Origin of the sequence: Actinomadura sp. K4S16 (assembly GCF_008327685.1) — a bacterium.
Classification (GTDB): domain Bacteria; phylum Actinomycetota; class Actinomycetes; order Streptosporangiales; family Streptosporangiaceae; genus Spirillospora.
The window spans coordinates 363,136-377,192 of record NZ_BDDE01000014.1; the positions used below are offsets into that span (position 1 = coordinate 363,136).

Below are 14,057 nucleotides of genomic sequence, written 5' to 3' on the forward strand. Positions count from 1 at the left end.
GGGAGCGCGGGCGGCACGGCGATTACTGACCGGTAGCGGCCACGGGGACGGCACGGAGACGCTGCACGGGATCTTGAGATCGGGAGAAGTGGATCTTTACAGTGTGGACTGGTTGGAACGTTCTCAAGCGCTGCGATCGCGTGCGCCCGCCAGGAAGGCACCCCACCCCCATGAAGTTCTCCACTTCCCGTGCCCGGATGCGCGCCCTGCTCCGGTCCGCCCGGCTGCTGTCCGCTCTCGCGCTGACCGTGCCGGCCGCCGTCGTCGCCCTCGGCGCCGCGCCCGCGGCCGCCGACTTCGGCGAGAACGCGCCCGTCGAGTTCGACTTCGGCGACTGCCCCGACCAGCTGCCCGTCGGCGCCGACCCCGCCAACTGGCAGTGCGCGGTCATCGTCCTCAGCGGCGGCACGATGAAGCTCGGCTCGATGACGCAGCAGATCACCGAGCCGGTCACGATCACCATGCAGTCCAGCTTCGACCCCGAGACGTCCGAGCCCGTCAACATCTTCGTGAGCATGCGGTCGAAGGCGATGACCGTGCCGGACGGCGCGCTCGGCATCCCCGGGACGGGGTCCCTCCCGCTGCTCGGCCTCAAGGTCAAGACCCAGTACGTCGGCAGCTTCAGGCTCTACACCACCGACCAGGGCCAGTACGCCTCCACGATCGACATGAGGATCAAGCTCAAGAACGATCTGCTCGGTGACGGCTGCTACATCGGCTCCAAGAAGGCACCGATCTCGCTGAACCTCGTCGGCGACGACGGCTCGGTCGAGTGGTTCGACAACGCCATCGCCATGAAGATGAACGACACGACGTTCTCCGTCCCCGCGAGCAGCTGCGGGGCGCTCGGCTGGCTCGTCGACTTCCGCGCCGGACTGCCGTCGGCGTCCGGGAACAACGCCGCGAACTTCCAGATGTACCTGACGAGCAAGAGCTACACCGAGTTGTTCCCGGCCATGCGGACCCAGGTCAAGGGGGCCGGCTCGACGGCACCGAAGCTGACGGACCTGGTCGCCTCCCTCTTCGGATCCGGCAAGTAGCACGCGGCGGGTGCGGGCAGCCCCTGTCCCCTGGGCGCGTCCGCGCCCAGGCGGCGGGGGCCCGCGCCCCGGGTTGTCGGGCGCCCGCCGGGGCTGCTTACGATGGCCCGCATGACCCAGAACCTGCTCGGCGGCCCCGCTCCGACCGAACTTCCGGACAACGAAGAGGCCCGGACGGCCCTGGAGAACGGCATCGACCCGTTCGAGGTCGCCGCGCGCCACCCGGACTACCCGGGCGCCTGGGCCGAGCTGGCCGACCGCTCCTTCGCCAAGGGCAGCGTCATCGACTCCTACGCGTTCGCCCGCACCGGCTACCACCGCGGGCTGGACCAGCTGCGCAGGGCAGGCTGGAAGGGCCACGGCCCCATCCCCTGGGAGCACGAGCCGAACCGCGGCTTCCTGCGCGCCCTGCACGCCCTCGCCCGTGCCGCCGCCGCCATCGGCGAGGACTCCGAGGCCGAGCGCTGCCGGACCTTCCTCCGCGACAGCAGCGCCGCCGCGGCCGACGCCCTCAACGGCTCCTGACGCAGGCGGTCCGGCGGCCGGACGGGCCGTCCGCCGGACCCGCCGCCCAAGGCCCCGGCCGGGGGCGGATCCGCCTCCGGTTTCCTTGCAGCCCAGCTGAGGGTACGCTTTGATCGCAAGAGGCCCCTTCGCTTGCGGCGACCGGGGCCTTCGTCGTGGGAAGGAAAAGTGGCATGCCTGCCATCGTTCTTGTCGGTGCCCAGTGGGGAGATGAGGGCAAGGGCAAGGCGACAGACCTGCTCGGCGGGGACGTCGACTACGTCGTCCGCTACCAGGGTGGCAACAACGCGGGCCACACGGTGGTCATCGGCGACAAGAGCTACGCGCTGCACCTGCTGCCGTCCGGAGTGCTGTCGCCCGACGTCGTCCCGGTCATCGGCAACGGCGTGGTGATCGACCCGGCGGTGCTGCTGCAGGAGATCGACGGGCTGCGGGACCGCGGCATCAGCTGCGAGCGGCTGCTGATCTCGGCGAACGCGCACCTGATCATGCCCCACCACCGCGCCCTCGACAAGGTCACCGAGCGCTACCTCGGCAAGGCCCGGATCGGCACCACCGGCCGCGGCATCGGCCCCACCTACGCCGACAAGATCAACCGGATGGGCATCCGGGTCCAGGACCTGTTCGACCCGAACATCCTCACCCAGAAGCTCGACCTGGCCCTGCGCGAGAAGAACCAGGTCCTCACGAAGGTCTACAACCGCCGCCGCATCGAGACCGGGCCGATCGTCCAGGAGTACCTGGCCTACGGCGAGCGCCTCAAGCCGTTCGTCGCCGACACCACGCTCGTCCTGAACAAGGCGCTGGACGACGGCAAGGTCGTCCTGCTGGAGGGCGCGCAGGGCACGCTGCTGGACATCGACCACGGCACCTACCCGTTCGTGACGTCCTCCAGCCCCACGGCGGGCGGCGCGTGCGCGGGCTCCGGCGTCGGCCCCACCAAGATCACCCGCGTGATCGGCATCCTCAAGGCGTACACGACCCGCGTCGGGTCCGGGCCGTTCCCCACCGAGCTGCTGGACGAGCAGGGCGAGTACCTGCGCACGACCGGCGGCGAGTACGGCGTGACCACGGGCCGCGACCGCCGCTGCGGCTGGTTCGACGCCGTCATCGCCCGCTACGCCACCCGCGTCAACGGCATCACCGACTACTTCCTGACGAAGCTGGACGTCCTGTCCGGCCTCGAACGGGTCCCGGTGTGCGTCGCCTACGAGGTCGACGGCGTCCGGGTGGACGAGCTGCCCACCACGCAGACCGAGTTCCACCACGCCAAGCCGATCCTGGAGTACCTCGACGGCTGGCAGGAGGACATCACCGGCGCCGAGAAGTTCGAGGACCTGCCCGCGAACGCGCAGGCCTACGTCCGGGCACTGGAGGAGATGTCCGGCGCCCAGATCTCCGCAATCGGCGTAGGCCCGGGCCGCGACCAAACACTTTCCTTGCGACCTCTCGTTTAATGCGCTTTTCTCCTCCTTCGGGCCTAGCGGCCCTCCATCGTCGAAAAACGCGGGCGATCGCTGGCATCGCTCCGTCTCGCCTTGGCGGCTCGCTGCGCGATCAGGTTCTCGCTTCGCTCGAACCTGCCTTCGGACGCGATCGCAACCATTGAGGTCGTCGCGTGGTTGCTGTGGTGGCCGGGGTCTGCGCCCGCGCGTTCGGTCACGGACGGTAGCGTGCGTTCGGTGATCTCCATCATCGAGGTGCACGGACATCGTGGGGCGCGGGGCCTCCGTCCGGAGAACACCCTGCCCGGCTTCGCCCATGCTCTCGACCTCGGCGTCGACACCATCGAGCTGGACGTGGGCATGTCCTCGGACGGCGTCGTCGTCCTCGGCCACGACCAGGTGGTGTCCCCCGCCGTCCTCGCCGACACGGGCCCCGCCTGGCCGGGCGACCCCGCCTACCCCTACGTCGGCAAGCCCGTCCGCGAGCTGTCCCTAGCCCAGCTGCGGACGCTCGACGCGGGCCTGAGCTGCGACGCCGCCCCGATGCCCGGCACCCGCATCCCCACGCTCGCCGAGGCGTGCGCCCTCCTGGCCCCCGCGGACGTGGGGCTCTCCGTCGAACTCAAGACGGACCCGACCTGGACCGACGAGGAGGTGGAACTCCTCACCGCCGCCGTCGCGGCCGTCCTGAAGACCTTCGGCTGCACCGAGCGCTCCCGGCTCCTGGCCTTCGACTGGCGCGTCCTGGCCGAGGCCCGCCGCCACTACCCGGACCTGGGCCGCGTCGCCCTCATGGAACGCAAGACCCTCGCCCCCGGCACCGGCTGGCTGGCGGGCCACTCCCCGGCCGACCCGGTCGCCGCCGCCTTCGCCCTGGGCGCCACGGCCGTCTCCCCCGAACACGCGATGACGACACCGACCCTGATCGACCAGGCCCACGCCCTGGCCCTCCCCGTCATCGTCTGGACGGTCAACACCCCCGCAGACATGACCCGCTTCATAACCCAAGGCGCAGACGCAATAGTCACCGACTACCCCGACCGCCTGCTGGCCCTCATGGCCGCAACCCCCGCCGTCTGATCCACAAGGCTCAGTTCTTCGCCCTGGATCGCAACGCTCAGCCACCGCCGCAACCCCGCAGCGACCTCAATGGCTGCGATCGCGTCCGAAGGCAGGTGCGAGCGAAGCGAGAACCTGATCGCGCAGCGAGCCGCCAAGGCGAGCCGGAGCGATGCCAGCGATCGCCCGCGTTTTTCGACGATGGAGGGCCGCCAGGCCCGAAGGAGGAGAGAAACGCAAAAAACTAGAGCCAGCCGTTGCGGCGGAAGCCGCGGTAGAGGGCGAAGCAGGCGAGGGTGATGACGCTGAGGATCATGGGGTAGCCGTACTGCCAGCGGGTCTCGGGCATGTGGTCGAAGTTCATGCCGTAGACGCCGGCGATGGCGGTGGGGACCATGAAGATGGCGCCCCAGGCGGAGATCTTGCGCATGTCCTTGTTGTCGGCGACGGTGACCTGGGTCATGTGCGCGTGGAGGATGGGGTTGAGGAGCTCGTCGTAGGACTCGACCTGCTCGCGGACGCGGGTGAGGTGGTCCTCGACGTCGCGGAGGTACTCCCTGATCTCGGCCGGGACGAAGCGGCGGCCGGACAGGCTGCGCAGCGGGCCGGCGAGCGGGCCGACGGCGCGCTTGAGCTGGATGACCTCGCGCTTGAGCCGGTAGATGCGCCGGGACTCGTCGGTGCGCTCGGGCGAGAAGACGGCCTCCTCGACCTCGTCGATGTCCTCCATGACGGCGTTGGCGACGCCGACGTAGCCGTCCACGACGCGGTCGGTGACGGCGTGCAGGACGGCGGCGGGGCCGAGGGCGAGGCGGCCGGGGTCCTTCTCCAGCTGGCGGCGGACGGGGCCGAGCGCGCCGTGGGCGCCGTGCCGGACGGTGACGACGAAGTCGGGGCCGCAGAACAGCATGATCTCGCCGGTCTCGACGACCTCGGCTCCACCGGGGCCGCTGGAGACGTAGCCGACGGTCTTCATGACGACGAAGTGGACGCCGTCGTAGCGTTCGAGCTTGGGGCGCTGGTGGGCGTGGATCGCGTCCTCGACGGCGAGCGGGTGCAGGCCGAAGACCTCGGCGAGGTCGCTCAGCTCGGCGGCGGACGGCTCGTGGAGGCCGACCCAGACGAAGCCGGCGCTGTCGCCGTCGGGGACGAGCCGGCCGTCGCGCACCAGGCGGACGGCGTCGGCGACGGTTTCGGTGCTGACGCGGTGGCCGTCGATGTAGGCGGCCCAGTCGATGACCGCCGAGTCGCGGTTCGGAGCCTGCACGCCGCTCGGGCGGCCGCGCGTCTTGAAGAGCACGCGGCTGGGGCGGACTCGTGTCATGGCCATGAGGTGCTCCTAACCCGCCGGCCACGCACGCAGCGCGCGCTCAACCCCCGCTGGTCAGCGAAGGGAGCGCGCGAGGGCGAAGGCCGGGCGCCAGATGGAGGCGGACGGAGGGACAGCCCTGTCCGGACTGTGAGGGTTCTCTGGCGAACTGCAAGTATCACCAGGACTCATCCCGACCACCTCCTTTCACGCGCCTCGACGGCGGGCGGTCAAGCCCGTCGCAGCCTACCAGCCGATATGTAGGACGCCGCCCGTATCGGTGAGGTTCACACGCCCCCCGTGTGACGGCGGCCTCACCCCGCTCCATCCCCGTCCGCACGGGGGTTATGCGCCCCCGGCGCGGCGGCGCGGACCAGTAAGCTCACGACGTGCGAGTACTCGTCCTTGGATCGGGTGGCCGCGAGCATGCGCTCGCCCGCGCCCTGCACCGCGACCCTGCCGTCACCGCCCTCCACTGCGCCCCGGGCAATCCGGGCACGGCAGAGATCGCGGACAACCACCAGCTCGATCCGACGAACCGCACGGCGGTGGTGGAGCTGGCCACGCGGCTCCGGATCAGCCTGGTCGTCGTCGGGCCGGAGGCCGTGCTCGTGGCGGGCGTGGGTGACGCCCTGCGCAAGGCCGGCATCCCCTGCTTCGGGCCGGACCGGGCCGCCGCCAAGATCGAGGCGTCCAAGGCGTTCGCCAAGGAGGTCATGGCGGCGGCGGGGGTGCCGACCGCCGACTCGCGGGTCTGCGAGTCGACCGGGCAGGCGGAGGAGGCGCTCGACGCCTTCGGCCCGCCGTACGTGGTGAAGGACGACGGGCTGGCGGCCGGCAAGGGCGTCGTGGTCACCGAGGACCGCGACGAGGCGCTGCGGCACGCGGACGCCTGCGAGCGCGTCGTGGTCGAGGAGTACCTGGACGGCCCCGAGGTCTCCCTGTTCGCGCTGTGCGACGGGCAGCACGCCGTCCCGCTGCTGCCGGCGCAGGACTTCAAGCGCGCCTACGACGGCGACGAGGGCCCGAACACGGGCGGCATGGGCGCCTACACGCCGCTGCCCTGGGTGCCGCCGGGTCTGGTGGACGAGGTCATGGCCGCGGTCGTCCAGCCGACCGTCGACGAACTGCGCCGCCGCGAGACCCCGTACGTGGGCGTGCTGTACGCCGGGCTCGCCCTGACGTCCAGGGGCGTGCGGGTGGTGGAGTTCAACGCCCGCTTCGGCGACCCCGAGACCCAGGTCGTCCTGGACCGGCTGGCCACCCCCGTCGCCACGCTCCTCCAGGCGTGCGCGATCGGCGGGCTCGACCCGGCCCTACGGCTTGAATGGCATCCGGGCGCGGCCGTCACGGTGGTCGTGGCGGCCGAGGGCTACCCTGCCGCTCCGGTGAAGGGCGACGAGATCACCGGCCTGGACGAGGCCGCCGCGGTGGAGGGCGCCTACGTGCTGCACGCGGGCACCGGGCTCGGCGGCGAGGGGCAGCCGGTCGCGAGCGGCGGGCGCGTCCTGAACGTGGTCGGCACCGGACCCGATCTCGGCGCCGCCCGCGCCGCCGCGTACGAGGCCGTCTCCAAGATCGGTCTGCGCGGCTCCCACCACCGCACCGACATAGCGCTGAAGGCGATCTCCATGCCATGATTACTTGATTACAACTAATCAAGTGAGGTCAGGCATGGCTTCCTCCTCCGTGCCCGTACGCGAAGAGGTCTACCGCGTCACGACGCTGGAGCTCTTCTTCGACCTGGTGTTCGTCTTCGCGGTGACCCAGCTCAGCCACGTCCTGGTCAAGGAACTGAACGTGCTGGGCCTGCTCCAGATCGTGCTGATGTTCGGCGTCCTGTGGTGGATGTACGGCGGCTACGCCTGGCTGACGAACACGCTCACGCCAACGACGACGGGACGGCGGCTGCTGCTCCTGGTCGGGATGGCCGGGTTCTTCATGGTCGCCCTGGCCACCCCGACGGCGTTCAAGGGCGGCGGCGTGCTGTGGGGCCTCGGGTACCTGGTGCTGGTGCTCGCCCACGTGACGCTGTACGCGCAGGGCAATCCGCACATCCTGCGCGTCCTGCCGGCCAACCTCCTCGCGGCGGTGCTCATCATCGTCGCCGGGATCCTCGACCACGGGCCGGGGGTGTACGTGCTGTGGACGCTCGCGCTCGTCGTCCCGATCGTCCAGCCGTACATCGTGCCGCCGGGCGGGCTGTTCACCATCCAGCCCGCGCACATCGTGGAGCGGCACGGGCTGCTCGTCATGATCACGATCGGCGAGTCGGTGATCGCGGTCGGGGCGGGCGCCGAGCACGCGCACCTGGACCCGGGCCTGGTCGTCGCCGTGCTGCTCGGGCTGGCGCTCGCGGCCGCCGTCTGGTGGAGCTACTTCGCCAGGGACGACGAGCGCGCCGAGGAGTCGCTGACCGCGGCGGACGACCTGCGCCGCACCCAGATGACGATGTTCGGCTACTTCTACGCCCACATCCCGCTGGTCGTCGGGATCATCGTCGCGGCGGCCGGGATGGGGCAGGCCGTCGGGCACGCCTGGGACGCCCTGCACCTCGGCCCCGCGCTCGCGCTGGCCGGCGGCGTCGCGCTCTACCTGGCGGGCGACGTCGCGTTCCGCCGGATCGTGCGCATCGGGCCGTCCCGGATCCGGCTCGGCGCCGCCGCGGTCGCGCTCGCGGCCACCCCGCTCGGCCTCTGGCTGGCCGCCGCGGAGATCGCCGCCCTCGTGCTGGTGATCGTCGCCGCGCTGGCACTCGAACACGCGGCGACCCGGCCGGACGCGGCGGTTCCCGGCCTGGGACAATCGTCGGGTGATTGAGCGCTACACCCTTCCGGAGATGGGACGCGTCTGGAGCGACGCGCACAAGTACGAGCTGTGGTGCCAGGTGGAGGTCCTCGTCGTCGAGGCCCACGCCGAGGCCGGCACGATCCCTCCGGAGGTGGTGGAGCCGGTGCGCAAGGCGCCGCCGCCGACGCCGGAGGCGGTGCACGCGATCGAGGCGGTGACGCAGCACGACGTGATCGCCTTCCTGTCGGCGTGGGCGGACAACACCGAGCCCCGGGAGGCGGCCCGGTACGTCCACTTCGGCATGACGTCGTCCGACCTGCTCGACACCGCGCTCGCGCTCCAGCTGGTCGAGGCCACCGACATCCTGCTGGAGAAGGCGGACGCGCTCGTCGCGACGCTGCGCGACCACGCGCTGGCCCACCAGGCGACGCTGCGGGTCGGGCGGACGCACGGCATCCACGGCGAGCCGGACGTGTGGGGCCACCGCGTCGCCGACTTCGCGTTCGCCATGGCCCGGTCGCGCGACCGGCTGCGGCGCGCCCGCGAGGCCGTGGGCGTGATGGCGATCTCCGGCGCGGTCGGGACGTACTCCAACATCGACCCGGCGATCGAGCTGCACGTCGCGCGCAAGCTCGGCCTGAAGGCCGCCGACGTGTCGACGCAGGTCGTCATCCGCGACGGGATCAGCGAGTGGGTGTCCGCCCTGGCGATCATGGCGACGGTGTGCGAGGCGATCGCGCTGGAGGTGCGGCACGGGCAGCGCACCGAGGTCCGGGAGCTGTGGGAGCCGTTCGGCAAGGGCCAGAAGGGCTCCTCGGCGATGCCGCACAAGAAGAACCCGATCATCTCCGAGCGGCTGGCGGGGATGGCGCGGATCGTGCGGGCGCAGATCGTCCCGGTGCTGGAGGGCATCCCGCTGTGGCACGAGCGCGACATCTCGCACTCCTCCACCGAGCGGATCGCGCTGCCGGACGCCTCCATCGCGCTCGACTACATGCTGAACCTGACCAACCGCCTCATGTCCGGACTTGTCGTTGACGAGGCCCGCATGCGGGAGAACCTGGACTCGACCGGCGGGCTCATCTACACCTCGACCGTCCTGCTGGAGCTGGTCGAGGCGGGCATGTCGCGTGACGACGAGGCGTACCCCCTCGTCCAGAAGGCCGCCATGGAGACGTGGGAGACCGGGACGCCGTTCCGGGAGACGCTGCGCGCCCACGCGGCGGAGGCGGGCCTCACGCTGGACGAGAAGCGCCTGGACGAGGTGTGCCGCCCCGAGCGCTTCGTGGAGCGCCTGGCCCCGATGTTCGACCGCCTGACCGCTCTCAGTTAGGAGGGGCCGTGAGGGGGATCCTGACCGAGCTGAACGCCTACCCGCTCAAGAGCGGCGGCGGGACCGCGCTGCGCACCGCCGAACTGACCGCGCGCGGCCTGCCGTTCGACCGCGAGTTCATGCTGGTCACCCCCGAGGGCCGCTTCCTGTCCCAGCGCGACCACGCCCGGATGGCGCTGATGAGCCCGTCCTACGACGGGACGGTCCTCACGGTGGACGCGCCGGGCGCCTCGCGGCTCGTCCACAAGGCCGTGGACGCGGGCGAGGTGCGGGAGGTCTCCGTCCAGCGGTCGGAGTGCCAGGGCGTCGACCAGGGCGACGAGGCGGCGGCCTGGTTCGGCGACCTGCTCGGCGCCGACTGCCGCCTGGTGCGCTTCACCGGGCGGCGGCCCACGCGCCGCGGCGGCGGCGAGGTCATGTTCGCCGACGGCTACCCGCTGCTGGTCATCTCCGCCGAGTCGCTGGCCGACCTCAACACGCGGCTCGACGAGCCGCTCCCGATGAACCGGTTCCGCCCGAGCCTCGTCGTCGAGGGCCTCGGCCCCTACGGCGAGGACGAGGTGCGGCTGCTGCGCGTAGGCGAGACCGTGATCGAGATGGTCAAGCCGTGCTCCCGGTGCGTCATCACCACCACCGACCAGCGGACCGCCGAACGCGGCCGCGAGCCGCTGCGGACGCTCGCCTCCTACCGCACCCGGGAGCGCGGCATCCAGTTCGGCCAGAACTGCGTTCCGCGCGTCCTCGGCACGCTCACGGTGGGCGACCCGGTCGAGGTCGTCGAGGTCCGCACCCCTTGATGATCTTCAAAACACCGGCGGCGGGGGTTCGCCGCCCCTAGGCTCCTTCTGGGAATTTTCCCAGGGAACGCGAACCTTTGGCGTGTTCCGGAAGTCTCAACGAGCAGACTGACGCCCGCGGGACCAAGGCCGGACACCACACCTCCGGCCCGATGGTTTACTGGGGTCGCGTCGGCAACGGGGGGACACCGTCAGGCACGCTCGGCCCTCGTGCTCCCAACTGGATCGCACACGCAACCGCACCCGAGAGGAAGTTAGGCGGCATGAGCATGGGCCACGAGGTTCGCTACCGCATGCGCGGCGGCCGGCAGCTGCACGGCACGGTCTTCATCCAGGGCGCGAAGAACGCCGTCCTGCCGATGATCGGCGCCTCGCTGATGGCCTCCAGGGGACGCACCGTGCTGCGCAACGTCCCGATCATCGAGGACGTGCGGCGGGCGGTGGAGCTCGCGCGGGCCGTGGGCGCCAAGGCCGAGCTCCACGAGACCGAGCGCACGCTGGTGATCGACGCGTCGTCGCTGAACAGCCCGGTGCTGCCCGCCGAGATCGCGTCCCGGTTCCGCGGCTCGTTCCTGTTCGTCCCGGCGCTGCTGCACCGCCTCGGCGAGGCGGTCATCGAGGGCGTCGGCGGCTGCAACCTCGGCAGCCGCAACCTGGACTTCCACTACAACGGCTTCAAGCGGATGGGCGCCACGGTCACCGAGCACGTGGCCGACAACGGCGACGGCATCATCCACATCAAGGCCGGCGACCTGCGCGGCGGCACGCTCTACTGCGACACCCCCTCGCACACCGGCACCGAGAACCTGATCATGGCGGCGGCGCTGGCGCACGGCACCACGCTGATCAAGAACGCGGCGCTGGAGCCCGAGGTGCTGGACAACATCGCCATCCTCCAGGCGATGGGCGCCCGGATCAGCGGCGGCGGCACCGGGTTCATCACGGTCGAGGGCGTGGACGAGCTGACCGCCGTCGAGCACACCGTGATGCCCGACCGGATCGACGCCGGCGTCTTCGTGATGGCCGCCGCGATCACCGGCGGCGACCTCAGCCTCGTCGGCGCCTCGCTGGAGCACCTCGGCGTCGCGGCCGACAAGCTGGAGCAGATGGGCGTCGAGTTCCACCAGCAGGGCGCCGTCCTCCAGGTGCGCCGCGACCGGACGCTCCGCCCGATCAACGTCATCACCGACGAGTACCCGGGCTTCGCCACCGACCTGCAGTCGCCGATCATGGCGGTGTCCTGCCTCGCCGAGGGCCCGTCCTACATCTACGAGCGGATCTTCGACGGCCGGTTCAAGCTGGCCGGCGAGCTGGCCAAGATGGGCGCCGACATCGAGGTGGACGGCAACCGCGCGAAGGTCAACGGCCCGCGCGGCCTGCGCGGCGCCGAGGTCGAGGCGCACGACCTGCGCTGCGGCAGCGCCCTCGTGCTGGCCGGCCTCGCCGCGGAGGGCGAGACCACCATCACCTCGGCCTACTACCTCGACCGCGGCCACGCGCACACGGCCGAGCGGCTCTCCCAGCTCGGCGCCGAGATCGTCCGCGAGGTCGGCTAGCCCCGCCCGCCACGCCGCGCCGGACCCCGGCGCGGCGTTTTGGCGCGCCGTCAGGACCCGGCGTTCCGGCTCGGCGCCCCGGGGCGGGGATCGGCCGAATGTGGCCTCGGCCTGACCAACTCCCGGTTGATCCCTGACGGGCCGTGTAACGAACCACTGCAATTCGCCTGAGCTATGCGTTACCATCCGACTACGCACGGCACGGGCGAGGCGTCCTTACTGTCCGAAGCCCGACTCTCTGACCTGCGCAGTCATGCCTGGAACGGTCCCGATCGACCTGACCGTAACGCGGTAAAAAATCACCTGCCGGCGCGGACGGCCCGCTCCGGACGGATCCCTCGTCTTTCCGGAGCGGCCGAGATCGGGTCGCCGGATTTCGGCCATCGGGTAAACCAAACGGACGCCGCAGGGGTCCCTCCAGTACGTAGGTGCGTCAGGAAGGGGCCTCCGCGGTGATTTCGGGTCTTGTTTTTCTACTTCGGACATCCGAAGATGCAGGATCAAGGCTGGCCGAATGGTGACAAATTACTGACCAGGGGGTCCCGTAGGTTACTTTTTCGCCGCACTCTTGATTCGATTTCGCGTCTGGGTGTCACATCACGTCGCCCTGACCCGATCTGCCAGCTGGAAGGAGCTCGTGTCCGCTTCACCGGAACGGACGAGAGCTCGGGTAAGAGGACCCGCCCCGCTTCGCGGAGGCGGGCCCGCGGGAAGGCGAATCGCACGGGAACTGCGGTGCTGGGTCAGAAGGCAGGGGCGACAAGCCATGAGTCAACCGTTGGGCGGAACGTGCGCGAGCAGGTGGCCGGGGCGGCGACCCCGCCGAGAGGCCGGATCGGAAGCGAGCGATCATCGATGACGGCGGCACGAACGGGGTCGGTCACCCCCGACCTCACGATCGGTGTCGTGGGCCCTCATGACCTCGTGGAACGGGTCATGCTGATGGGCCACGGCCCCACACCCGTACCGAGCAGGCTGGTGGCCGCCGCGTACCGCGACGAGCAGGAGGCGGCCGACAAGGTCGTCCGCCTGGGCTCGGGCGTGGACGTGTGCCTGTTCGCCAGTCCCGTCCCGTACGACTTCGCGCGCAAGGCCGGCGTCCTCACGATGCCCGCCACCTACGTGCCGCTGAACGGCGCCGCCCTGCAGGGCGCGCTGCTGCGGGCGTCCCTCGACGAGCGCTTCGACCCCGCCCGGGTCAGCATCGACGTGCTCGGCCGCGCCGAGGTCGAGGAGGCCTACTCCGAGATCAGCCTCGGCACCGAGCAGGTGCACCTGCGCGAGGAGGCCGCGGGCCCCGGCACGCTCGCCGCCTTCCACGAGCGGCTCTGGCGGCGCGGCGCCACGACCGTCGCGATGACCTGCGTGCACGCGACCGCCGAGCGCATGGAGATGGCGGGCGTCCCGACCATCCGCGTCCGGCCGACCGGGGCCGCGATCCGCAGCTCCCTGCAGACCGCCGCGCTCCTCGGCGCCCACCACCGCCTCGAGGAGTCGCAGCTCGTCGTCGTGCTCGTGGACGTCCCGACCCTCCGCGAGACCCCGCGCCGCGTCACCCCCCGCTACTGGCGCGACGAGCTGAAGCTGGCCCTGCACCGGGTGCTCCTCCAGGAGGCGCACCGGATGAACGCCTCCGTCTGGCCCGTCGACGACCACAGCTACCTCGTCATCGCGACGCGCGGCTCCGTCACCGCGTCCACCGAGGGGTTCCGCACCCCGCCGTTCGTCGAGCGCGTCCGCGAGGAACTCGGCCTCGCCATCGAGGTCGGCATCGGCATGGGCCGCACGGCCCACGAGGCGGAGAACCACGCCCGCGCCGCCCTGGCGCGCTCCCAGAGCTCCCAGCGGGCGCAGGGCTTCGCGCTGGACCGCGACGGCCGCGCGCTCGTCCCCGCGCCCCGCACGCCGCCGCGCGCCCAGCCGCAGGCCAAGCCGAAGGGCCTGGAGATCCTGGCCCGGCTCGCCGACAAGCTCGGCGACCAGGAGCAGCCCCTCATAGTGGACGCGGAGAACGCCGGCAAGATGCTCGGCGTCACGCCCCGCACGGCCCGCCGCCTCCTGCGCACCCTGGTCGAAGAGGGCCTCGCCTGGCCACTCCCCCCGAACCGCACCCCCCAGCCGGGCCGCCCCCGCCAGCTCTACCGCCTGATCGTCGAGAAGCTCGGCCCGGCCGCGAAGACCAGCTGAGGGATCGGTCGGCTAC

12 protein-coding genes are annotated in these 14,057 nt (G+C 71.2%); 10 read left to right on the plus strand and 2 right to left on the minus strand.

The window, feature by feature from the left end; all coding sequences use genetic code 11:
* Positions 1–170: 170 nt before the first annotated feature.
* The 3 genes from K4S16_RS20115 to K4S16_RS20125 all read left to right on the plus strand — a co-directional run bounded on the left by K4S16_RS20115 (position 171) and on the right by K4S16_RS20125 (position 3,022).
* The gene (locus tag K4S16_RS20115; protein ID WP_149260515.1) at positions 171–1,040 is read left to right on the plus strand and encodes a hypothetical protein; all 870 of its coding nucleotides are present in this window, start codon (positions 171–173) and stop codon (positions 1,038–1,040) included.
* Positions 1,041–1,142: 102 nt separating this feature from the next.
* Positions 1,143–1,565, plus strand: a complete 423-nt coding sequence (locus K4S16_RS20120) for a DUF3151 domain-containing protein (RefSeq protein WP_149260516.1) — start codon at positions 1,143–1,145, stop codon at positions 1,563–1,565.
* Between the two features lie 173 nt (positions 1,566–1,738).
* The gene (locus K4S16_RS20125) at positions 1,739–3,022 is read left to right on the plus strand and encodes an adenylosuccinate synthase (protein ID WP_149260517.1); all 1,284 of its coding nucleotides are present in this window, start codon (positions 1,739–1,741) and stop codon (positions 3,020–3,022) included.
* Between the two features lie 23 nt (positions 3,023–3,045).
* Here the strand turns inward: K4S16_RS20125 and K4S16_RS20130 are convergent, their stop codons facing one another.
* Entirely contained in the window at positions 3,046–3,261 is a 216-nt protein-coding gene (locus K4S16_RS20130; protein WP_149260518.1) for a hypothetical protein, read from the minus strand.
* Here K4S16_RS20130 and K4S16_RS20135 point away from each other — a divergent pair.
* Positions 3,248–4,090 carry a glycerophosphodiester phosphodiesterase family protein gene (locus tag K4S16_RS20135; RefSeq protein WP_149260519.1) on the plus strand — a complete coding sequence of 281 codons (843 nt, stop codon included), beginning with the start codon at positions 3,248–3,250 and terminating at the stop codon, positions 4,088–4,090. The two genes, K4S16_RS20130 and K4S16_RS20135, sit on opposite strands and share 14 nt — an antisense overlap.
* A 223-nt stretch (positions 4,091–4,313) precedes the next feature.
* Here K4S16_RS20135 and K4S16_RS20140 read toward each other — a convergent pair whose 3' ends face one another.
* Complete coding sequence (locus K4S16_RS20140) at positions 4,314–5,399, minus strand: magnesium and cobalt transport protein CorA (RefSeq protein WP_149260520.1); 1,086 nt, start codon at positions 5,397–5,399, stop codon at positions 4,314–4,316.
* Between the two features lie 368 nt (positions 5,400–5,767).
* Between K4S16_RS20140 and purD the strand changes: the two genes are divergently transcribed.
* The 6 genes from purD to K4S16_RS20170 all read left to right on the plus strand — a co-directional run bounded on the left by purD (position 5,768) and on the right by K4S16_RS20170 (position 14,041).
* Complete coding sequence (gene purD / locus K4S16_RS20145; protein ID WP_149260521.1) at positions 5,768–7,018, plus strand: phosphoribosylamine--glycine ligase; 1,251 nt, start codon at positions 5,768–5,770, stop codon at positions 7,016–7,018.
* Between the two features lie 34 nt (positions 7,019–7,052).
* Positions 7,053–8,198: a low temperature requirement protein A gene (locus K4S16_RS20150; RefSeq protein WP_149260522.1), complete on the plus strand. Its 1,146-nt coding sequence runs from the start codon at positions 7,053–7,055 to the stop codon at positions 8,196–8,198.
* Positions 8,191–9,501 (plus strand): adenylosuccinate lyase, encoded by a 1,311-nt coding sequence (gene purB, locus K4S16_RS20155; RefSeq protein WP_149260523.1) that lies wholly within the window; start codon positions 8,191–8,193, stop codon positions 9,499–9,501. The genes K4S16_RS20150 and purB overlap by 8 nt, the downstream gene beginning before the upstream one ends.
* Before the next feature lie 8 nt (positions 9,502–9,509).
* Positions 9,510–10,298: an MOSC domain-containing protein gene (locus K4S16_RS20160; protein WP_149260524.1), complete on the plus strand. Its 789-nt coding sequence runs from the start codon at positions 9,510–9,512 to the stop codon at positions 10,296–10,298.
* Positions 10,299–10,567: 269 nt separating this feature from the next.
* Positions 10,568–11,854, plus strand: a complete 1,287-nt coding sequence (gene murA / locus K4S16_RS20165) for a UDP-N-acetylglucosamine 1-carboxyvinyltransferase (protein ID WP_149260753.1) — start codon at positions 10,568–10,570, stop codon at positions 11,852–11,854.
* Positions 11,855–12,709: 855 nt separating this feature from the next.
* Positions 12,710–14,041 carry a transcriptional regulator gene (locus K4S16_RS20170; RefSeq protein WP_141579421.1) on the plus strand — a complete coding sequence of 444 codons (1,332 nt, stop codon included), beginning with the start codon at positions 12,710–12,712 and terminating at the stop codon, positions 14,039–14,041.
* The last annotated feature ends 16 nt before the right edge of the window (positions 14,042–14,057 follow it).